The organism is Streptococcus sanguinis (assembly GCF_008329445.1).
In the GTDB taxonomy this organism is placed as follows: Bacteria; Bacillota; Bacilli; order Lactobacillales; family Streptococcaceae; genus Streptococcus; species Streptococcus sanguinis_O.
In genome coordinates, this window is the sequence record NZ_VIBR01000001.1 from 339,882 (window position 1) to 360,259 (window position 20,378).

Here is a 20,378-nt window from a genome sequence, read left to right on the forward strand (position 1 = left end):
TGTCCATATCTTTCCATCCCAGAAATAGGAGAAAATGTATGAGATACTTAACAGCAGGAGAATCCCACGGACCACGTCTGACAGCTATTATTGAGGGGGTGCCGGCTGGTCTTCCTCTGACCGCTGATTATATCAATGCTGAGCTCAAGCTCCGCCAGGGTGGTTACGGCCGCGGTGCCCGCATGAAGATTGAAAGCGACCAAGTCGAGATTACATCTGGGGTTCGGCATGGCTTGACCATGGGGGGGCCGATTACCCTCAATGTTACAAATCTGGATCATCAGAAATGGCTGGAGATTATGAGCGTGGCAGATGTGGATGAAAAGAAAAAAGGGCTGCGCAAGATTACCAAACCACGCCCTGGCCATGCGGATTTGGTCGGTGGTATGAAATACCGCTTTGACGATTTGCGAAATTCACTTGAGCGTTCTTCTGCCCGCGAAACGACCATGCGTGTAGCAGTCGGAGCGGTAGCCAAGCGTTTGCTGGAAGAAATTGGTGTAGAGGTGGCCAGTCATATCGTAACATTTGGTGGCATTGATATTGATATACCGAATAATCTAACTGTAGCAGAAATCAAGGAAAGAGCTGCCCAGTCAGAGGTTTCCATTGTCAATCCCGAGCGCGAAGAAGAAATCAAGGCCTACATTGACCAGATTAAGAAAGACGGGGATACCATCGGTGGTGTCATTGAGACTATCGTTGGAGGTGTTCCGGTCGGTCTGGGATCCTATGTCCAATGGGACAAGAAGCTGGATGCCAAGATTGCTCAGGGAGTCGTGTCCATCAACGCTTTCAAGGGAGTCGAGTTTGGCGTGGGCTTTGAAGCTGGCCGTCTCAAGGGCAGTCAAGTCATGGATGAAATCCTCTGGTCTGAGGAAGATGGCTTCACTCGCAGAACCAATAATCTAGGCGGCTTTGAGGGTGGTATGACCAATGGTCAGCCAATCGTGGTGCGCGGGGTTATGAAGCCTATTCCAACCCTTTACAAGCCACTGATGAGCGTGGATATTGAGACCCACGAGCCTTATAAGGCGACAGTGGAGCGGAGCGATCCGACGGCTCTGCCAGCGGCGGGTGTTGTCATGGAAAGCGTGGTGGCAACAGTTTTAGCCACCGAAGTCTTGGAGAAGTTTTCTTCGGACAATCTGGAAGAACTAAAGGATGCAGTAGCCCGCCATCGGGAATTTGTCAAGAACTTTTAGAAGAAAGGAGTGGGCATGGAGAGAAAAACAGTCTATATCGCAGGTCTGGGACTGATTGGAGCTTCTTTGGCTCTGGGCATCAGGCGAGCTCATCCTGAGATTGAAATTCTCGGCTATAACAGAAGTGAAGAATCAAGACAGGTTGCCCTGGAGCGAGGAATGGTAGACCGGGTAACGGATGATTTTGCCGCCTTTGCTCCATTGGCTGATGTGATTATTCTGGCTGTGCCCATCAAGCAGACCATAGCATTTATCAAAGATCTAGCGGAGCTGGACCTGAAGGAAAATGTTATCATCTCAGATGCTGGCTCAACCAAGGCTGAGATTGTGGCAGCTGCAGAAAAGTATCTTCAGAATAAGCCCGTCCGTTTTGTCGGTGCTCACCCTATGGCCGGAAGTCACAAGACCGGAGCCAAGGCTGCTCATGTCACTCTCTTTGAAAATGCCTATTATATCTTCACCCCCTCTAGCCTGACCAAGCCTAGTACGCTTGAGGAAATGAAAGACTTGCTGAGTGGTCTTCATGCCCGTTTTATCCAGGTGGATGCAGCTGAGCACGATCGAGTGACCAGTCAAATCAGTCATTTTCCGCATATCCTAGCCTCCAGTCTTATGGAGCAAGCAGCAGCTTATAGCCAAGAGCATGAACTGACCCAGTCTTTTGCAGCCGGTGGTTTTCGAGATATGACACGGATTGCGGAGAGCGAGCCAGGAATGTGGACCTCTATTCTCTTGACAAATCCTCAAGCTATCTTGGAGCGGCTGGAAGATTTTAAAGATCAGTTAGATAAGGTGGCTGCAGCGATTGAGGCCAAGGACGAGACAGCTATCTGGGAATTTTTCGACCGAGGACGGCAAAGCCGCAAGCAGATGGAAATTCATAAACGAGCTGGTGTGGACAGCTTTTACGACCTCTTTATTGAGGTGCCTGACGAAGAAGATGCGATTTTGGGCATTCTGGAGCTTCTGCGCGGAATTTCGGTCGTTAATATCCTGATCAACGAGGAAAACCGAGAAGATATCAACGGTATTCTGCAAATCACCTTTAAAAATCGTCAAGATTTGGAAAAATCTGCTACAATAGTAAGAGAAAATACGGACTACCAAGTATCCGTAGACTAATATAGATTGGAGAACTCTATGTCAAATATTTATGATTTAGCCAATGAACTGAGCAGAAATCTGCGTGATTTACCTGAGTACAAGGCAGTTGCAGAAAGTAAGAAAGCAGTGGATGCTGATAGCGAAGCGAAGGCTATTTTTGAGGATTATCTGGCTTTCCAGCAGGAGTTGCAACAGCTGGCTCAGACTGGTCAGGTACCGACTCAGGAGGTGCAAGACAAGATGACTTCCTTTGGCGAGAAGATTCAGGGCAATGCTGTTCTTTCTGAATTCTTCAATAAGCAGCAGCAACTATCCATCTATCTGGCGGATATCGAGCGTATTATCTTTGATCCGGTGCAGGATTTGCTTAAGTAAGCTAATAAAAAAGAGGAGTCTAGGCTGAATACCCGGATTCTTTTTGCTTTAGCTAGGATTCCAGAAATTTTAAGAATTTCTGGTCTTTTTATGATAAAATAAGAAGCAACAAAGGAAAGTACGAGGTCATCTATGAAATTATCAACCAATGTAAGAGGCCTGAAGGGCCGTATCCGCGTACCTGGAGATAAATCTATCAGCCACCGTTCCATTATTTTTGGCAGTTTGGCCAAGGGAGTTACTACTGTTCGTGACATTCTGCGAGGGGAAGATGTGCTGTCTACCATGCAGGTTTTTCGTGACTTAGGTGTGCAGATTGAGGACGATGGAAATCTAGTCAAGATTCATGGTGTAGGATTTGAAGGTCTTCAAGCACCGAAAAATAAGCTGGATATGGGCAATTCTGGAACGTCTATCCGTTTGATTTCTGGTGTTTTGGCTGGCCAGGATTTCGAAGCGGAGATGTTTGGTGACGACAGTCTATCCAAGCGTCCTATGGATCGGGTGACCATTCCTCTGCGGCAGATGGGAGTAGAGATTGCTGGTCGTACCGAGCGTGATTTACCACCGCTCAAGATGAAGGGCAGCAGGGAACTCCAGCCTATTCATTATCAGTTGCCAGTGGCTTCTGCTCAGGTTAAGTCGGCCTTGATTTTTGCTGCCTTGCAGGCTCAGGGAGAGTCGGTTATTATAGAAAAGGAAATCACCCGTAATCATACGGAAGATATGATTGCCCAGTTTGGTGGGCAGATTGAGGTCAAGGGCAAGGAAATTCGCATTCAGGGCGGTCAGGAATTCACTGCTCAGGAAGTGACGGTCCCAGGTGACATTTCCAGTGCGGCTTTTTGGCTGGTAGCTGGACTGATTGTGCCGGACTCTAAGATTGTTTTAGAGAATGTCGGCATCAATGAAACTCGTACAGGGATTCTAGAAGTGATAGAGGCTATGGGCGGACGGATGACGCTGTCAGATGTCGATCCAGTAGCCAAGTCTGCAACCATCACCGTTGAGACTTCTGAGCTTAAGGGCACTGAGATTGGCGGCGAGATTATCCCACGCTTGATTGATGAGTTGCCGATTATTGCGCTTCTGGCGACTCAGGCTCAGGGACGGACTGTCATTCGTGATGCAGAGGAGCTCAAGGTCAAAGAAACCGACCGGATCCAGGTAGTGGCAGACGCTCTCAATAGCATGGGCGCAGCTATTACCCCGACGGAAGACGGCATGATTATCGAAGGGAAAACACCTCTTCATGGTGCTCAAGTCAATACCTTTGGTGACCATCGTATTGGGATGATGACAGCTATTGCTGCTTTGTTGGCTCAAAGTGGTCAGGTAGAACTTGAGCGATCTGAAGCCATTAAGACCAGCTATCCAAGCTTCTTCAGCGACTTGGAGGGCTTGATGCATGGCTAAGATATTGCTGGGCTTTATGGGAGCTGGAAAATCCACAGTGGCCCGAGGCTTAGCCCAAGACTTTGTCGATATGGATGAACTGCTCTGCCAGCGGCTGGGCATGTCTATCAAGGACTATTTTGACCAGCATGGTGAAGCAGCCTTTCGGACTGCAGAAGCCCAGCTCTTGGCTGAGTTGATCGATACGAACTTAGTCGTCTCAACTGGCGGCGGTGTAGTTGTCAGCCCTGAAAATCGCAAATTACTGACTCAGAATGCTGACAATATCTATCTGAAAGCTGATTTTGAAACGCTTTATCAGCGAATTCGGCAGGATGAAGAGCAGGAGCGGCCTTTATTCTTAAATCAGAACAAATCAGACTTGCAGCAGATTTTTGAGCAGCGTCAGGCTTGGTACGAGGAAGTAGCGACCCAGATTGTCGATACGAGGCTCAAAAGCCCGCAAGAAATTATTGAGGAAATTCAATGAAAATAGCATTTTTAGGTCCTAGAGGCTCCTTTTCTCACCATGTAGCCCAAGCTGCCTTTCCCAGCGAGGACTTGGTGCCCTATCAGAATATCACCGATGTCATGAAGGCTTATGAGGCTAGGGAAGTGGATTACTCGGTCGTTCCGGTGGAAAATTCCATCGAGGGCAGTGTCCATGAGACGCTGGACTATCTCTTTCATCAAGCAGATATTCAGGCGGTGGCTGAGATTGTTCAGCCCATCAAGCAGCAGCTCTTGGTGATGGATTTGGAGAAGCCAATTGAGAAGATATTTTCTCATCCGCAGGCTATTGCCCAAGGAAAGAAATACATCCGTCAGCATTATCCGCAAGCTGCCATTGAGGTGACAGCTAGTACGGCTTATGCAGCTCGTTTTGTAGCAGAGCATCCTGAAAAGAATTTTGCGGCTATTGCCCCGCGCACGGCTGCAGCAGAGTACGGGCTCAAAGTAGCGGCCAGCGACATTCAGGAAATGGAAGAAAATTATACCCGCTTCTGGATTCTGGGTCATGAGGTTCCTGAGCTTCGACTGACCAAGACAGGAGACAAGCAGACATTGGCCTTGACCTTGCCGGACAATCTGCCTGGTGCCCTCTATAAGGCTTTGTCGACCTTTGCTTGGCGTGGGATTGACTTGACCAAGATTGAGAGCCGGCCTCTAAAAACGGCTCTGGGAGAGTATTTTTTCATTATTGACATTGACAACGAGCAGAAAAAATTGGCGGATTTTGCCTATCAAGAGTTGACAAGTCTTGGAATTACTTATAAAATTTTTGGTAGCTACAGTGTGTTTCTGATTGAGGACCGGTAGCGGTAGATTGGAGAAGAGATGAAGAAACCAGAAAATCTTAGCCATCATGAACGGCTCCGCTTAGATTATCTCTATAAAAATTATTATTATCTAAACGATAAAGAAAAGAAAGAATTTGACTATCTGCGTCAGAAGTCCAAGGGGATTGGCAGTTCAGCCAGTGTGCCGGACCATGACGAGCAGCCGCATACAGTTAGTGACGCCTATGAGCAAGAGTCAGTGGAAATGGATTCTTCTGGCCTCTTGCCCAAGTACCCTGAGCGTTCTTCTCGCAGCAGAAAGCAAAAGAAGGAGCCGGAAGCTCTGGCAGGAGCTGGTCTGGGACAAGACAAGCCTAAGAAACCTCGCAAAAAAATCCGCTTGAAACGGATTCTGCTTTGGGCAGGGATTTTCCTACTGATGGTCTTGGGTGGCATGATTTTCATGTTTGTCAAAGGCTTGACGACAGCTCATAATGGCAATTCTAAGCCAGCAGAAACGGAATTCTTTGACGGCAAGGATACTAAGGACGGAGTGAATATCCTCATTCTCGGAACAGATGGCCGGGTTGGTGACGACTCGACTGAGACGCGGACTGACTCCATTATGGTCTTGAATGTTGGTAATAAGGACCACAAGGTGAAATTGGTCAGCTTTATGCGTGATACCCTTATTCACATTGACGGCGTCAGCAATGAGTACACGGACCCTTCGCAGGCAGATTATTATGACCAAAAGCTCAATTCTGCCTATACGATTGGGGAGCAAAATCACAACCGTGGTGCAGACTATGTCCGCCAGATGCTCAAAGATAATTTCGATTTGGACATTAAATATTATGCACTGGTGGATTTCCAGACCTTTGCGACAGCTATTGACACCCTTTTCCCAAATGGCGTCAGCATGAATGCCCAGTTCTCAACGATCGATGGGGAGAAAGTGACAGAAGTTGAAGTGCCAGATGACCTGAATATGAAAGACGGTGTGGTACCCAATCAAACAATCAAGGTTGGTCAGCAGCAGATGGACGGTCGAACCTTGCTCAACTACGCTCGCTTCCGTAAGGATGATGAGGGCGACTTTGGCCGGACCCGCCGCCAGCAGGAAGTATTAACAGCTGTTTTCCAGCAGGTCAAGGATCCGACCAAGCTCTTTACCGGATCAGAGGCTCTGGGTAAGGTCTTTGCCTTGACTTCGACCAATGTGCCTTACAGCTTCCTTTTGACCAATGGTCTCTCTATGGCTGGAGATTCCCGCAATGGAGTTGAGCGCCTGACGATTCCGGAAAATGGCGACTGGGTTGATACCTATGACATGTACGGCGGCCAAGGGCTATTGATTGACTTTGAAGCCTATAAAGAAAGACTGCAGCAAATGGGTCTCAGATAAGATATATGATATAATGAAAGGTAGGACGATGTTCCGCCTTTTCTTTTGGGAAATGGCAGAGCGATAAAGCAGAAAGAGAAAAATATGTTAAAAAAGAATGATATGATTGAAGTTGAAATCGTGGATTTGAGCCACGAGGGAGCTGGAGTTGCCAAGGCAGAAGGTCTGGTTTTCTTTGTAGAAAATGCCCTGCCGGGTGAACTCATCCGCATGCGTGTGCTCAAGGTCAACAAAAAAATCGGCTTTGGCAAGGTGGAGGAATTTCTCCGTACCTCAGACCAGCGCAATGAAAATCTTGATATGGCTTATCTGCGTACAGGGATTGCTGACTTGGGGCATCTGAACTATTCAGCCCAGCTGGACTTCAAACGCAAGCAGGTCAAGGACAGTCTCTATAAGATTGCTGGTTTGTCCGATGTTGAAGTGCTGCCGACACTTGGTATGGAGCAGCCGCTGGGCTACCGTAATAAGGCTCAAGTGCCTGTCCGCCGTGTCAATGGCCAGCTGGAAACAGGATTTTTCCGGAAAAATTCCCATGACCTCCTGCCGATTGAAGATTTCTATATTCAGGACCCAGTCATTGACCAGGTTATCCTCTTTACACGCAACTTGCTACGTCGTTTTGACCTCAAACCTTACGATGAGCAGGAAAAGACAGGACTCATTCGCAATCTAGTTGTTCGCCGTGGCCATTATTCAGGGGAAATCATGGTAATTCTGGTCACAACCCGACCTAAAATTTTCCGAGTAGAGCAACTGATGGAGTGCTTGACAGAGGCTTTCCCAGCTATCAAGTCCATCATGCAGAATATCAATGACCAGCCCGGAAATGCGATTTTCGGAAAAGACTGGCGAACGCTATATGGTCAAGACTACATTACCGACCAGATGCTGGGAAATGACTTCCAGATTGCTGCGCCGGCCTTTTACCAAGTCAATACCGAAATGGCAGAAAAGCTCTATCAGACAGCCCTTGATTTTTCCGAGCTGACTGCAGATGATGTGGTGCTTGATGCCTACTCGGGTATCGGAACGATTGGGCTCTCTGTCGCGAAGCATGTCAAGGAAGTCTATGGTGTGGAAGTGATCCCAGAAGCGGTCGAAAATAGCCGAAAGAATGCAGAAATCAACGGCATTGCCAATGCCAGCTATGTCTGTGCTCCTGCTGAAGAAGCCATCCAAAACTGGCTGAAAGAGGGCATCCAAGCGGATGTCATCCTAGTCGATCCACCACGAAAAGGACTGACCGAGAGCTTCATCAAAGCCAGCGTCAGCATGGAGCCCAAGAAAATCACTTATATCTCCTGCAATGTCGCCACCATGGCGCGTGATATTAAGCTCTATCAAGAACTGGGCTATGAATTGAAGAAAGTCCAACCGGTGGACTTATTTCCGCAGACGCATCATGTTGAGTGTGTAAGCTTGTTAGTGAAACGAAGCTAATCCTCAAAAGGTTCCCCAAACCTTTTGAGTTCCGCAAACGCATCATGTTGAGACGGTATCACTGCTTGTACGAGCTGAGGTATCAGCGAAGTAGAAGTAGATGCTCCGCCCATGGGATAGGACTCGTAGAATGAGGAGGGAAACCGACGAAATGATACGGTAAGTCCGAACCGCTGAGTGTGTAGCTCTGCTGGTGAAGGAGTGAGAATCTTTTAGCGAAAGGCTTTATGAAGTCACTGATAACAGTGGCTTTTTGGTCTTAGTGGGTAAGTATAAAAGCAACCACTTAAGTTGAGGTGGTTGCTTTTATACTATTTTTTGAAGTAGGTGTAGAAAATTTATTTCCATAGACTGGTGATGGAGATGTAATTACCAAACATAAATAAAGAAAGTTTTAATTGAAGGTAACTCAGCTCTTGTTTTCATTCATTCAACGAATTAAGTATTTGGCTTTTTAATTTGAATGAAAATTATTAGGCAAAGTATATAAATAACAAATTGACCAAGACCAATATATTGGAAAATATTCCAATTCTTCATATCAATCACAGATGCTACAAAACTTCCGAAAGGAACAAATATCCCACTGATAGTAAAAATAATACTAAAAACTCTTCCGAGAAATTCTGAATTAACTGTAATTTGAAGATGGGACATCAAATTAACATTGAAAAGAGTTACACTAGAAGTGAAAATTCCAAATAGAACTAACACTAACAATTGTGAAGAACTAGCAAATCCAATGAGAAATAAAGCTCCTGCACCTGGTAATAGAAGATGGAAAAATTGTTCAGGTTTTAGTGTTTTCTTATATACTCCAGCTATTAAAGCTCCCCCTATACTACCTATAGATTGAGCTATAAGTATGTAGGCGTATATATTTTTATATCCTGAAAAAGAGGATGTGAATGGAAGGTAAAATGAATAAATAGCGTCTAGGAAGTTTAATACAGCACTGGCAACAAGAATAATGAGGAGTGCTTTATCGTTTACCACATATTTGAAACCATCTGCTATTCCCGATAAAAACGAAGTATTATTGGCTTTATTTACTTTTAGGATATGGAAGTAGTGCTCACATATTGCGGAGATAAAGAATGAGATGGAATTAATGAGCATACCATATTTGAAGCCGAATTCCTGAATTACAAATACGGAGAAGATAGGAGCACTTACGGCAACAACTTCTGCAAGTATTTTAGATATTGAATTGTATTTGTGAATTCCTTCGCTAGATAATAAATCTCTAACGATTGCTTTATAGGTTGGACGATTAAAGCTAAATAAAATTGCTAATATGATATTTACAATCACAAATGCCCAGATGTTATCAGGATTATAAAATAGGAATAGCAGAAAAGTTACTGCTCCGGCAATTAGATCTGTCAGGATAAGTATACGTTTTCGATTATTGAAATCAGCAAAATGCCCAGTAAATAAATTAAGAAATAACTGAATAACTGATTCACTGGATAAATAAATCATCATAAAAAATGAAGAGTTTACAGCAAGATTAGCAATAAGTAACTTATTTGCATAATCAAAAATAATATTCCCGAAGTGAGTTGTTTGTCCCCTTATTAATAAAAGGAGAATATTCTTATTTTCTTTGTTCATGTAAGTATCCCTTCAATAGTTCAAAAACATGAGTGAATTCTTGTTGAGATTTTAGAGTAAATGTGATTAGAAATCTTAAGTCATCTAAAGAAGTTGCAGATATAGATTCTTTTTCTGGATATTCTCTATAGTAATCAAATGTAATAGGGAGAGTGGGAGGGAGTTGTTTTTGACCGCTTTGGAATATTGCTAATGTTAAAGCAATAAATTGCGGTTTTTCATTATAATTATTTTTTTCTAAGTTACCATTTATTAACTTCCAATATGTAGCAAGTAAATCAAATTTAAAAGCCTGTTTAACAAGTAGAGGTATATTACCTCCACCAAATCTTTTACCAATCTCACAGAAACTTAGTCGATCTGTATCTGCTTGATAAAAAAATTCAGCATGGAATGGATGAACTTCCTCTGTACCCAAATTATCTAGAACACATTGAGTTTCGTTCTTTAGTCGTTCAATGAACTGCTCATTATTGTAAAATGAATTCGTTCTAATAATATTAAAATAATTTTTTTTAATATCTAAAATATTTCCAATGTATTCATGAGTGAAGAAGTATTCGATTTTTCCATTGACTGCAATCCCATCGCATGTAAACATCGTATCAAATGATTCAACAGTCTCAAGAATATAATCTTTAGTAGAATAATAATCAGGAACTTCAGATACAATATGAATATCTTTGCCCGAAGCTTCGCAGCGTGGTTTAATCATAAATTGGTCTGGCAATTGATCATCATTATCTAGCAGAGCAGGCTGGTTGATTTTCCCTGCTAGAGTTTGCCGCATAATTTTTTTATCTTTATAAGCGTAAGCGATCTTCCAAGCTTGATTATGGTCAGTAAACAAAGATTTTAATATTCCTGTGATGTGCATGAGACCTTCGTCAAGTGTGAAGATGTCGCTGATATCATTTCGACTCTCAAAGAGCTGCAATAGTTCTGGTAAATCAAAGTCTTTGATGGTACTAATATTAGTTGAAGGAAAATTAAGTTCTAAGTAATTATCTTTTAAGCGTTCAGGACATATAACACTTAAATTACTGTCAGCCTTGATTCCTATGGTAGAGGGATTAAAACGGTAGATAAAATATTTCATTATTCATACCTCGTATTTTTAATTAGCCATGTTTCGGCATTTAAAAGAGTGTTTTTTGTAGTGACAAAATCCTTTCCACTAACTGAAATTCCGATTATTGCATCAGCACTATGAAATGCGTCATTTACTGTGTTTCCTACTTTTGTATACTCAATATAATCAAAAATAGAATACTTACGTTTCAACTCATCAGTGAGAGTTGGGAGCTGAGTGATTACACCCTTCCTTTTTGCAGTCAGAAGCCACCCAGTTACAGGAAATTCTGTTGGTAGTGTGGGAAGCTGCTCACCACAGATACCGTAAACTAATAGTTGGAGAGGATTATGTGTCAATTTCAACTCAATGTTTTGTCTGATTCTTGCTCCTCCCATTCGACAAGCAATTTCTAAAAAAGTAATTTCCTTTGAGTTGTAGAATACTTCTAAATGAAATAGAAAAGTCCCGCCGGGGTATAGCTGACTAGCTAATGTAGAAGCATACTCTACTAGTCTAGTGTAATCTAATGAATCATGGTCTAGTGATACAGCTGCAGCAGAGATCCCCTCTTTAATTAATAAAGGATTGTAGATGTATAGAGAAGGTTCACAATATACTACCTTTCCATTGTCAAGAAAGCCATCAATGTGATAAATATTGCTATTGATGTATTCCTGAACTAGCACTTCCTCTCCATTTTTAAGAGCAATGTTGGCAGCTAGTTCGAGTTCAGATTTAGATTTTATATGAAAAGTGTCGACCGATCCAGCTCCACTAAGAGGTTTAAGGATGATGTTTTTGTGAACATTATAAAAATCTTGTAATTCTGCAAAAGTAGAAATTTTTTGAGTTCCTGGAACAGTGTATCCAAGTTCTTTTACTCTTTTCGTCATTAAATTTTTATCACGAAACACCTCAGCTTCAGCTACAGATTGTCCCTCAATGTTGAATTCTTCTCTTAGCTCAGCAGCAGTGGTAATATCAAACTCATCAAGCGCTACAATAGCATCAAATTTTTCTAACTGTAATACTTCTCGAGCTTTTGATTTACAATTATTCTGATAATCAGTCGTAGAGATTATACTTACATTAGCTAGGCGAGATTGTTCAAATGAGCTTAGTTTCGACTCATCAGTGAGAATTGTGAATTGATGAGTCGAAGGAAGCCATTTATAAATTTCCGTATAATTTTCTCGGTACGGGTGTAGAATTAGAATATTTTTCATTATTTATAACTTTCTATTGGGTTTTGATGGATGTTTTTTGAGGCTTCTCTATAGTAGGCAAAATTACTTGGTAACTCAGGAATCTTATAACTATTATCAATTTTAGATTGGTAAAGCTTATAAGGAAGCCCTAGTGTTTCATAGGCATATTTTGCTGATATTTCAACCTTACTCTTTTGAATTTTATTCATTGCTCTGTTAATATTTGATGAATAATCTGAATACATTTTTGTGAGTTCATCTTTCAATTGAGGATATATTTCAAGAAGGGTACTCAAAGGAATATCGTTGCAATCAGACTCAAGAAAAATTTCTCTTGCTAATTTTTTTAGAACGTATCCATGTTTATGGCTACTTGATTTTCCTATTTTATCCATCAATGTAGAAAGAGCATCAAACTGACTTACATAAAAATGTGTTAATTCATGATTCTGTACAATTTCAAATATTTTTTTGTAATACTTGTGATAGTTACTGCTTTCGTAAATAGATTTTACATTCTCTTTAACCATATCTAACCGCAATGGAAAGAAGACGCTATCTAGTTGTGAACTATTTCCTTGGAGATAATTAACTAATACAAAGTTCATCAAAGTTACTAAACCATCATAGTATTTCACACAAATTTTAATATAAAAATGCTCACCGTTCAATGGTATATTACAATGCAGTCTTTGTTTTTCAATCGGTATTATATTATCCGTTATTGTAGAAAACTGTTGTCGAATATCTGGAATATCAGGGATGATGACATAGATATCATTTTTATTGATATACTTACCGAGGAAAGTAGTAATAAATGTATTGATAATTTTTTTAAAATTTGTTTCTTGAAATGAGAAAATACTGATTAAAGGTTGACAAGGAGTGGAAAGGGGATTGATTAAATTTGCTGGATATACTTGCCTAAAGCAAGTTTGCTCTTTATAATAAATCCCCTTAATTTCTTGCTTGAATTTATCCAGTTCATCTTGAATTGGTGAAAAAGTAAACAAATTCTTGTCGCCTCTGATTAGATCCGATTCAGGAAGTACCTGGGCATTAAAAGCAACTAACAATTCATCTTTATAAGTAATCTTTTCCATAGATCTTTCCTCTTGTGTTGACTTTATTGATTGAAAATCTTTCGCTAGGTGTTTTACTCAATAAACTTTTATCAATTTCACGGACAATATGCTTTGAAACGTCCGCAATTAACTCAACAGAAGGGTGTCGTTTATCTTGTTGAAAGTTAATTTTATTTTTTTCAATATAGAATTTAAAGAGTTCGTATTCTGGGAAATAGTATTCTGTACCAAGTTCCATAATAGCATTTTTCATTATTCTATAGTTTTCTGTGGTAGCTAGGTGCAGATTAGAAAACTTTTCTGATGCTTTTAGGAGAACATAGGGGATAGAAAATTGAATTGATGAAGACGGATTGATAGAATGAATACATTTAATTATGTCCTGTGCAATAGATACAAGATCTTCTGCTGTTAAATATACGTTTACTATTTCAGTATTATAAAACTGATCTTTTGGAAGTTTATTTAGAACTCGGTTTGACTTTTTCCACATTTCCACAGATCCCAAGGAAACTACAACTAAATCACTGTTCACTATGTTTTTAACAACCTCTTCGTCAATTTGTTTATTTTTTTCAATAACTTCATTGACATTATTTCAATAACTTCATTGACATTATTAGAAGTATTCCAAAATCTAATTTCATCAGTGAACAATTTTAGTTGACTATCAATAATTACCTTATGTTTTAAACTATGACTCACAATTTCTAAATCTTTTAAGAGGGATGGAGCATTGAATATAGTTTGGTAGGGGGCATATGTTGTAATATTGTAATTCGAAAAATACTCAATTCCGGATGCTAAATTATGAGCGGTACAGGCACCTAGAAAACATATGCTTTTGAATGTAGACTTTAAAAACAGTTCTGATTTTTTCTCTGAATAAAAATTAAGCTTTTCCATGAAGAACTCCTTCGTACCCTAATTCTTTCAATACATCATTAATATTACCAAAGCCCCGAAGGACTTGATCAAAGTTGTATAAAGTTGCTGAACTAATATTGGTTTGATTAATCCCCATAAGAATAGCCATTCCTGCACGAATATCTTTGAGGTCAAATTTATTAGTTTTTTCTAATGGCAGGTTAGTTCGAGGGAGAGTTTTTAAAGCTCCATTATCTAATACTTTAAGGTTGATGCCTAATTTTTTTAGTTCAGATACATGACTAAATCTATTTATAAATACTTCGTCAAATATAATGGACGGAACATTATAAGATGCCAGAAATTCAGAAATAATTGGGCCTAAATCAGTAGTGATAAATGGTGCACCACCTAAACGTAAAAATTCGAAATACTCGTAATCAATTTCAGATTTCTTAGTAAATCTAATCGTGTTGTTGTTTTCTTGAACCGAGAGCCCTAATTTATAGAAAAGATTTAAATAACTTTCTGGAATATCATTTATTGATACATTGTCAAAAATAATATCATTCAGAGAATCCCAGAACAATAAAACATAAGAAACTAACATGCTCATATCTGGTGGAAGAGTCAGTTCAGCACTTGATATTTCAATTGTGTCTACTTTAGAGATGCTAATTTTATTTGGTGTTAGATATTTTACTTTACGATTAGTAGACTTCTTAAGTAAATCAACTAAATAAGAAATAGTTGGATCTGGAGAAATTCCATTAATAGTTATTTCATTTGGGTAAACATAAGCTAGGCTGATGGCATTAAAGAAAGCTCCTACACTCTTACTACCATTTGCATAACAGTTGAAAGAGACATTTTTATTGAGAAAATCATTTTTTTCAGAATAGAATAGCTTACCTATGTTATCGTACTGATAATTTGCTATTATTGATAGTATATCCAAGTGTAAGTCAATAGGACGAAAACAAAAATTATCTCCTCCAGGGAACGTAAATAAAAGCTGGTGAAATTTGTATGTTAGAGACGATATGATTCCAATACTGGCACGACTAATCCTGTTTAGAGTTGTAATGTCATAAGGATTTTTTTGAGGTATCAGTTTAATTGAATCTTTATTAGTAGTGGACTCAACCCACTCATTATTTCCAAACTCATAAAGAATATTAAGGAAATCTAGGGCAGTGGGACAGTTGTTAATTGTAAGTTGTTTTCCGTGAAAGAATAAACTCGTTAACAGAATATGTACTCCAACAACTTTATCCCCTTCTATTTTTATATGCTTAGTAGGTCTAATACGGTTTGTTTTAGAGATTTCCATATTAAAGTGGGTCGGTAGTCTACGCCTAGATGCTTTTGGGGTATCTTGATTACTATTGCCATCTATGCGATTTACATGGACCTCCAAATCTTCGAAGGAAATTTCCAAGATTTTAGCATAGGCTATGAGATCTCTAATATTGATATCGCGAGATCCGTTTTCCCAGTTAGAGATTGCCTGCCTACTTATATTGAGTTGTTTGGCTACAAAGTCTTGAGTTAGTCCCATAGCTAGTCGTTTTTGTTTTAAGAAATTCCCAATCATATAATCCACCTTTCAAGTATATGTCAATGTTTGAATAATATTTTACTAAATATTTTGTTAAATTCAAGAATTTTTATGCAACAATTTGTGTCATATATTTTTCTTATGAAAGATATAAAATAGCCAAAATTGGGTGTTGTAAAATTAGAGGATTTAGATTTAGTTAAGCAATGTAATAGATTGGTCTCTTTTTAATATTCTCTGCTATACCTTTTATTCCCAAACTTGAACAATGGCTTGCAATCCTTTTTTTAAAATAGTATACTAGGGCTAGATTATGGAATCGTTTGCATAGAATTACGATGAATTTAAAAAAAGAAATCTAGGAGTTGAAAAGTATGGAATTAACAGCTATTTATCACAGACCGGAGTCGGAGTATGCCTATCTTTATAAAGAAGGTCAAGTGCATATCAGAATTAGGACTAAGAAAGAGGATATAGAGAAAATCCTTTTGCACTATGGGGATCCCTTTATCTTTCTTGAGGATTCTTATGAAGATACGAAAGAGATGGTCAAGATCATCTCAGATGCTCTATTTGATTATTGGCAAGTAGCAGTGTCGGTTGATTTTGCTCGGCTCCAATATTTCTTTGAGCTGAGAGATAAAGAAGGCCAAAGCGTCTTGTATGGAGATAAAGGTTTCACTGACAATAGTCCAGAAAACCTTGCTTTAGAGGGCAACAGATTTAAACTCCCTTATATTCACGAAATTGATGGTTGCCAGGTTCCTGACTGGGTTTCAAAAACGGTCTGGTATCAGATTTTCCCAGAACGATTTGCCAATGGAAATGCTGAATTTACACCAGAAGGAGCTCTAGATTGGGATTCGTCTATCAGTCCTAAGACTACGGATTTCTTTGGTGGGGATTTACAAGGAATTATTGATCATCTGGATTACTTACAAGACCTAGGGATTACAGGGCTTTACCTCTGTCCCATCTTTGAATCGCCAAGCAATCACAAGTACAATACGACAGATTACTTTGAAATTGATCGACACTTTGGCGACAAGGAGACTTTCCGTCAACTGGTGGAGCAAGCTCACCTGCGTGGCATGAAGGTGATGCTGGATGCGGTTTTCAATCATATTGGCGATCAATCCGCTCAATGGCAGGATGTTCTCAAGCATGGTGAAAAGTCAGCTTACAAAGACTGGTTCCACATTCAAAAGTTCCCAGTGACGAGTGACAAGCTTATGAATCCAAAAGAACTGCCTTATCATACCTTTGCTTTTGCTAGCTATATGCCTAAGTTAAACACGGCAAATCCTGAGGTGAAAGACTATCTCTTAAGAGTTGCGATTTATTGGGTTGAACATTTTGATATTGATGCTTGGCGGCTGGATGTGGCCAATGAGGTTGATCATCAATTCTGGCGAGATTTTCGTAAGTCTGTTTTGGCCAAAAAGCCTGACCTTTATATTCTTGGAGAAGTTTGGCATACCTCTCAGCCTTGGCTAAATGGTGATGAATTTCATGCTGTCATGAACTATCCTCTATCCGATAGTATCAAGGACTACTTTTTGAGTAGGAGCAAGAAGACCAGTCAATTCATAGCTGAGATTAACTGCCAGTCTATGTATTACAAGCAGCAGATTTCTGAGGTCATGTTTAATCTCTTGGATTCGCACGATACAGAGCGCATCTTGACGACAGCTCAAGGAGATATCCAGCTTGTCAAATCTGCACTCGCCTTTCTCTTTTTACAAAGAGGAACTCCTTGTATCTATTACGGAACCGAGTTAGAATTGGGTGGAGGTATGGACCCGGATTGTAGACGGGTCATGCCTTGGGACCGGGTTTCAAGTAGCAATGACATGCTCAATTTTATGAAGAACTTAATTCAGCTTCGCAAGGATGTTGCGGGCATTATTCAGTATGGAAAATTTACCCTAGAAGAAATCAAGCCTAATGTGCTGGCTTTAGAATGGCAACTTGATAATCAAGCAATCAGAGCCATTTTTAATCAGTCTACAGAGAATTATCTTTTAGACAGAGATTCAGCTGATTTGGTGAGTCATTGTCAAACTGATAACCAGCAAGTTGTCATCTTACCAAAGGGATTTGTAGTTTATTGTGATGAGTCTTGCATTTGAGATGTGTTTAGCTAATATCTTAGTTCCATGATGTATTCTAAATAAGATAAGTCGAAAGATTATTCTATTTTGTAATTACTGTAATTATCTGTTATAATATCCCTAAGGAGGAAGCAAGATGGCAGTAAAAACTAGAAAACAAGGGAATTCTATAACAATAACGATTCCAAGTGAATTTAATATTCCGAGTGGCGTGCATTACGATGCTAAATTGTTACCGAGTGGCGAAATTGTCTTTACTCCGGAAAAGGCTGAAAATCAGGTTACTTATATTTCTGACGAATCTTTTGAATTGGATTTAGATAATATTTTTGATGAATACGATGATATTTTTAAAGCTTTGGTAGAAAAATGACAGTCTATTTAACAGAAATTCAAATTGAAAAGATTAATACTTTAGTTATTCAGCGCTATTCTCCGAAAGAACAGATCAAGATGATTAGTCCATCAGCACTAAATATGATTGTGAACTTACCTGAACAATTTGTTTTTGGGAAACCTCTTTATCCATCGATTTTTGATAAGGCAACAATTTTATTAGTTCAATTGATAAAAAAGCATGTTTTTGCTAGTGCTAATAAACGAACGGCTTTTTATGTTTTAGTAAAATTTTTACGATTAAACGGTTATCATTTTTCTGTTACGCTTGAGGAAGCAGTTGAAATGTGTGTAAGAATAAAGGTTGAATCACTATCGGAGCAAAATTTAAAAAGCTACTCAAAATGGGTTTCTGAACATTCGTTTCCTAATGATAACGATTAAGCTTTAACTATGCAAAGGAGTGCAATCTTATGCCTAGACCGAAAACTAAAGAAGATTTGATGCTAGTTGCTAAGGAAAACTTTGAGAAGTTACAAACTCTCATTTCCAAATTGTCTGATCAAGAGTTAAATACGCCCTTTGATTTTTCTCGGGATGAAAAGAAGAAAGAGGCCAATTGGAGACGAGATAAAAATCTAAGAGATGTTTTGATTCACCTCTATGAATGGCATCTGCTCTTGTTGAATTGGGTGCATTCCAATCAAAAAGGGCAAGAGCAGCCCTTTCTTCCTGCACCCTATAACTGGAGGACCTATGGTGAGCTGAATCTGGAATTTTGGAAGAAACATCAGAATACTTCTCTTGAAGAGGCAACTGAGATCTTTCATCAGTCCCATCAAGATGTTTTGGACTTGGCAGACACATTTACAAACGAAGAATTGTTTTCAAAAAATGTCTATAAATGGGTCGGAGGGACTGTACTAGGTTCCTATTTTGTAAGTGCTACCTCCAGCCATTATGACTGGGCCATAAAAAAGTTGAAGGCTCATCAGAAAAATTGTAAATTAAAATAGTTAATTGAATACGAGTAGTGGAGAAGAATAAAATATGAAAAAATATAGTAAAATAATCATGTCCTGCGCCTTCCTAGCTTTGACTTTTGGGCTGGTGGCATGTGCTAGTTCGCAGAAAAATAAAGAAACAAGTCAAACTACATCGACTTATTCAAATCTAAACAGTAAAAAAAGTGTCGAAGAAGTCAAGAATTTGTTGGCTGCCGACTTGGATAAAGACAGTGTCGATAACTTTGTCAATCTAGTCAATGACTACAATGGACTTGTCGGCTCTACTGGATTAACGGGCGATTTCACTAAATTTACCAAAACCGAATATGATGTAGAAAAAATCAATCCTCTGTGGCAGGCAAAAAAGGGCGATTTTATAGGGACAAATTGTCGGATTAATACTTACACTCTGCTGAAAAATAGCATCGACATCCCTCAAATAGAAAAAGATGACGAACTCTTGTTCATAGATAATGATTCGATTGACAAGGGCAAGCTCTTTGATGCCAAGGATAAGGAAGAATTTAATATCCTGTTTTCAAGAGTCAAGACTGAAGCGACTCAAGATGTAAAAGTCCATGCTAAGAAGATGGAGGAATACTTTAAACAGTTCAAGTTTAGCGAAAAGGCGAGGATGCTTTCTGTCATAGTCCACGACAATCTTGATGGTGATTCTCTCTTTGTAGGGCATGTTGGCGTCTTGGTTCCAGATAAAGATGGCTATTTATTTATCGAAAAGCTGACCTTTGAAGAGCCTTATCAGGCAATCAAGTTTGCGACCAAGGAAGATGTCTACAAATACTTGCAGACAAAATATAAGGACTACACAGGGGAAGGACTGGCCAAACCTTTTATCATGGACAATGATAAGTGGGTAGAGGGTAAGTAGTGTGCTTCAGTTAGCATTAAGAAAATAGAACTGGAAGATTTAGAGTATGGAATTAAAAGATTTTACAGAAAAGGAACAGGAGCAGATCAATCAAGGGCTCAGCACTGCAAAAATTTCCGATAAGGAAGCTGCCCAAAAGATTCTGGCACTTGTGCCCCGAGAGTGGATTAAGAGGATTCCTTTCTTCGTGAGAGGGCATGCGACGACCAAGACGGTTGAGCGAGTTGCCAAGCAATATTCTCAACTATACGCTGCAGCCAAGCAGCAAGGCGAACTTCCTGACAAGGAAAGAGAAGAATTGCGCCTGATTATGATAAGCATTTTTGAAGAAAAGATGAATAAGCATAAGATTAAATGAGCCCTTACTTTGAAAGAAGTAAGAGCCTTTAGGAAGTCACTGGAAGCAGTG

At 39.8% G+C, this 20,378-nt stretch carries 21 protein-coding genes; 14 read left to right on the forward strand and 7 right to left on the reverse strand.

Annotated elements, in window-relative coordinates:
- Positions 1 to 38 precede the first annotated feature (38 nt).
- The 8 genes from aroC (at position 39) to rlmD (ending at position 8,210) form a co-directional block, all read left to right on the forward strand.
- The gene (gene aroC / locus FKX92_RS01755) at positions 39 to 1,205 is read left to right on the forward strand and encodes a chorismate synthase (protein ID WP_002912807.1); all 1,167 of its coding nucleotides are present in this window, start codon (positions 39 to 41) and stop codon (positions 1,203 to 1,205) included.
- Positions 1,206 to 1,220: 15 nt separating this feature from the next.
- Entirely contained in the window at positions 1,221 to 2,327 is a 1,107-nt protein-coding gene (locus tag FKX92_RS01760; RefSeq protein WP_149565337.1) for a prephenate dehydrogenase, read from the forward strand.
- A gap of 18 nt (positions 2,328 to 2,345) precedes the next feature.
- Complete coding sequence (locus tag FKX92_RS01765) at positions 2,346 to 2,684, forward strand: YlbF/YmcA family competence regulator (RefSeq protein WP_002930910.1); 339 nt, start codon at positions 2,346 to 2,348, stop codon at positions 2,682 to 2,684.
- Positions 2,685 to 2,816: 132 nt separating this feature from the next.
- On the forward strand, positions 2,817 to 4,100 hold the full coding sequence (gene aroA / locus FKX92_RS01775) for a 3-phosphoshikimate 1-carboxyvinyltransferase (RefSeq protein WP_149565338.1): 1,284 nt from the start codon (positions 2,817 to 2,819) through the stop codon (positions 4,098 to 4,100).
- Complete coding sequence (locus FKX92_RS01780; protein ID WP_149565339.1) at positions 4,093 to 4,569, forward strand: shikimate kinase; 477 nt, start codon at positions 4,093 to 4,095, stop codon at positions 4,567 to 4,569. Before aroA ends, FKX92_RS01780 begins: the two co-directional genes overlap by 8 nt.
- Complete coding sequence (pheA, locus tag FKX92_RS01785; protein WP_149565340.1) at positions 4,566 to 5,399, forward strand: prephenate dehydratase; 834 nt, start codon at positions 4,566 to 4,568, stop codon at positions 5,397 to 5,399. The genes FKX92_RS01780 and pheA overlap by 4 nt, the downstream gene beginning before the upstream one ends.
- 18 nt (positions 5,400 to 5,417) lie before the next feature.
- Positions 5,418 to 6,767: an LCP family protein gene (locus FKX92_RS01790; RefSeq protein ID WP_125336912.1), complete on the forward strand. Its 1,350-nt coding sequence runs from the start codon at positions 5,418 to 5,420 to the stop codon at positions 6,765 to 6,767.
- 84 nt (positions 6,768 to 6,851) lie between these two features.
- Positions 6,852 to 8,210 (forward strand): 23S rRNA (uracil(1939)-C(5))-methyltransferase RlmD, encoded by a 1,359-nt coding sequence (gene rlmD / locus FKX92_RS01795; RefSeq protein WP_149565341.1) that lies wholly within the window; start codon positions 6,852 to 6,854, stop codon positions 8,208 to 8,210.
- A gap of 438 nt (positions 8,211 to 8,648) precedes the next feature.
- Here the strand turns inward: rlmD and FKX92_RS01800 are convergent, their stop codons facing one another.
- The 7 genes from FKX92_RS01800 to FKX92_RS01825 are packed head-to-tail and all read right to left on the reverse strand — an operon-like array spanning position 8,649 to position 15,659.
- The gene (locus FKX92_RS01800; RefSeq protein WP_004186382.1) at positions 8,649 to 9,827 is read right to left on the reverse strand and encodes an MFS transporter; all 1,179 of its coding nucleotides are present in this window, start codon (positions 9,825 to 9,827) and stop codon (positions 8,649 to 8,651) included.
- The gene (locus FKX92_RS01805) at positions 9,811 to 10,926 is read right to left on the reverse strand and encodes a hypothetical protein (RefSeq protein ID WP_004186384.1); all 1,116 of its coding nucleotides are present in this window, start codon (positions 10,924 to 10,926) and stop codon (positions 9,811 to 9,813) included. Before FKX92_RS01805 ends, FKX92_RS01800 begins: the two co-directional genes overlap by 17 nt.
- Positions 10,926 to 12,128, reverse strand: a complete 1,203-nt coding sequence (locus FKX92_RS01810) for an ATP-grasp domain-containing protein (protein WP_004186385.1) — start codon at positions 12,126 to 12,128, stop codon at positions 10,926 to 10,928. Before FKX92_RS01810 ends, FKX92_RS01805 begins: the two co-directional genes overlap by 1 nt.
- A complete protein-coding gene (locus FKX92_RS01815) occupies positions 12,128 to 13,213 on the reverse strand; it encodes a hypothetical protein (protein ID WP_125336920.1) in 1,086 nt (361 codons plus the stop codon). The genes FKX92_RS01810 and FKX92_RS01815 overlap by 1 nt, the downstream gene beginning before the upstream one ends.
- Positions 13,194 to 13,730, reverse strand: coding sequence for a GSCFA domain-containing protein (locus FKX92_RS12100; protein ID WP_262405206.1), 537 nt, complete (start codon positions 13,728 to 13,730; stop codon positions 13,194 to 13,196). Before FKX92_RS12100 ends, FKX92_RS01815 begins: the two co-directional genes overlap by 20 nt.
- Positions 13,730 to 14,101 (reverse strand): hypothetical protein, encoded by a 372-nt coding sequence (locus FKX92_RS12105; protein WP_262405207.1) that lies wholly within the window; start codon positions 14,099 to 14,101, stop codon positions 13,730 to 13,732. The genes FKX92_RS12100 and FKX92_RS12105 overlap by 1 nt, the downstream gene beginning before the upstream one ends.
- Complete coding sequence (locus tag FKX92_RS01825) at positions 14,088 to 15,659, reverse strand: helix-turn-helix domain-containing protein (RefSeq protein ID WP_124765557.1); 1,572 nt, start codon at positions 15,657 to 15,659, stop codon at positions 14,088 to 14,090. The genes FKX92_RS12105 and FKX92_RS01825 overlap by 14 nt, the downstream gene beginning before the upstream one ends.
- A 338-nt stretch (positions 15,660 to 15,997) precedes the next feature.
- Between FKX92_RS01825 and FKX92_RS01830 the strand changes: the two genes are divergently transcribed.
- The 6 genes from FKX92_RS01830 (at position 15,998) to FKX92_RS01855 (ending at position 20,327) form a co-directional block, all read left to right on the forward strand.
- A complete protein-coding gene (locus FKX92_RS01830) occupies positions 15,998 to 17,755 on the forward strand; it encodes a glycoside hydrolase family 13 protein (protein WP_187759361.1) in 1,758 nt (585 codons plus the stop codon).
- Positions 17,756 to 17,873: 118 nt separating this feature from the next.
- Positions 17,874 to 18,110 carry an AbrB/MazE/SpoVT family DNA-binding domain-containing protein gene (locus FKX92_RS01835; RefSeq protein WP_149565343.1) on the forward strand — a complete coding sequence of 79 codons (237 nt, stop codon included), beginning with the start codon at positions 17,874 to 17,876 and terminating at the stop codon, positions 18,108 to 18,110.
- Positions 18,107 to 18,517: a type II toxin-antitoxin system death-on-curing family toxin gene (locus FKX92_RS01840; protein ID WP_149565344.1), complete on the forward strand. Its 411-nt coding sequence runs from the start codon at positions 18,107 to 18,109 to the stop codon at positions 18,515 to 18,517. Before FKX92_RS01835 ends, FKX92_RS01840 begins: the two co-directional genes overlap by 4 nt.
- Positions 18,518 to 18,546: 29 nt before the next feature.
- Positions 18,547 to 19,089 carry a ClbS/DfsB family four-helix bundle protein gene (locus FKX92_RS01845; protein WP_149565345.1) on the forward strand — a complete coding sequence of 181 codons (543 nt, stop codon included), beginning with the start codon at positions 18,547 to 18,549 and terminating at the stop codon, positions 19,087 to 19,089.
- 34 nt (positions 19,090 to 19,123) lie between these two features.
- Entirely contained in the window at positions 19,124 to 19,969 is an 846-nt protein-coding gene (locus tag FKX92_RS01850; RefSeq protein WP_149565346.1) for a DUF4300 family protein, read from the forward strand.
- Positions 19,970 to 20,015: 46 nt separating this feature from the next.
- Entirely contained in the window at positions 20,016 to 20,327 is a 312-nt protein-coding gene (locus FKX92_RS01855; RefSeq protein ID WP_149565347.1) for a hypothetical protein, read from the forward strand.
- Positions 20,328 to 20,378: the final 51 nt, after the last annotated feature.

Coding starts and splice junctions, on each gene's coding strand:
- aroC (WP_002912807.1), top strand. CDS start 39: ATGAGATACTTAACAGCAGGAGAATCCCACGGACCACGTCTGACAGCT.
- FKX92_RS01760 (WP_149565337.1), top strand. CDS start 1,221: ATGGAGAGAAAAACAGTCTATATCGCAGGTCTGGGACTGATTGGAGCT.
- FKX92_RS01765 (WP_002930910.1), top strand. CDS start 2,346: ATGTCAAATATTTATGATTTAGCCAATGAACTGAGCAGAAATCTGCGT.
- aroA (WP_149565338.1), top strand. CDS start 2,817: ATGAAATTATCAACCAATGTAAGAGGCCTGAAGGGCCGTATCCGCGTA.
- FKX92_RS01780 (WP_149565339.1), top strand. CDS start 4,093: ATGGCTAAGATATTGCTGGGCTTTATGGGAGCTGGAAAATCCACAGTG.
- pheA (WP_149565340.1), top strand. CDS start 4,566: ATGAAAATAGCATTTTTAGGTCCTAGAGGCTCCTTTTCTCACCATGTA.
- FKX92_RS01790 (WP_125336912.1), top strand. CDS start 5,418: ATGAAGAAACCAGAAAATCTTAGCCATCATGAACGGCTCCGCTTAGAT.
- rlmD (WP_149565341.1), top strand. CDS start 6,852: ATGTTAAAAAAGAATGATATGATTGAAGTTGAAATCGTGGATTTGAGC.
- FKX92_RS01800 (WP_004186382.1), bottom strand. CDS start 9,827: ATGAACAAAGAAAATAAGAATATTCTCCTTTTATTAATAAGGGGACAA.
- FKX92_RS01805 (WP_004186384.1), bottom strand. CDS start 10,926: ATGAAATATTTTATCTACCGTTTTAATCCCTCTACCATAGGAATCAAG.
- FKX92_RS01810 (WP_004186385.1), bottom strand. CDS start 12,128: ATGAAAAATATTCTAATTCTACACCCGTACCGAGAAAATTATACGGAA.
- FKX92_RS01815 (WP_125336920.1), bottom strand. CDS start 13,213: ATGGAAAAGATTACTTATAAAGATGAATTGTTAGTTGCTTTTAATGCC.
- FKX92_RS12105 (WP_262405207.1), bottom strand. CDS start 14,101: ATGGAAAAGCTTAATTTTTATTCAGAGAAAAAATCAGAACTGTTTTTA.
- FKX92_RS01825 (WP_124765557.1), bottom strand. CDS start 15,659: ATGATTGGGAATTTCTTAAAACAAAAACGACTAGCTATGGGACTAACT.
- FKX92_RS01830 (WP_187759361.1), top strand. CDS start 15,998: ATGGAATTAACAGCTATTTATCACAGACCGGAGTCGGAGTATGCCTAT.
- FKX92_RS01835 (WP_149565343.1), top strand. CDS start 17,874: ATGGCAGTAAAAACTAGAAAACAAGGGAATTCTATAACAATAACGATT.
- FKX92_RS01840 (WP_149565344.1), top strand. CDS start 18,107: ATGACAGTCTATTTAACAGAAATTCAAATTGAAAAGATTAATACTTTA.
- FKX92_RS01845 (WP_149565345.1), top strand. CDS start 18,547: ATGCCTAGACCGAAAACTAAAGAAGATTTGATGCTAGTTGCTAAGGAA.
- FKX92_RS01850 (WP_149565346.1), top strand. CDS start 19,124: ATGAAAAAATATAGTAAAATAATCATGTCCTGCGCCTTCCTAGCTTTG.
- FKX92_RS01855 (WP_149565347.1), top strand. CDS start 20,016: ATGGAATTAAAAGATTTTACAGAAAAGGAACAGGAGCAGATCAATCAA.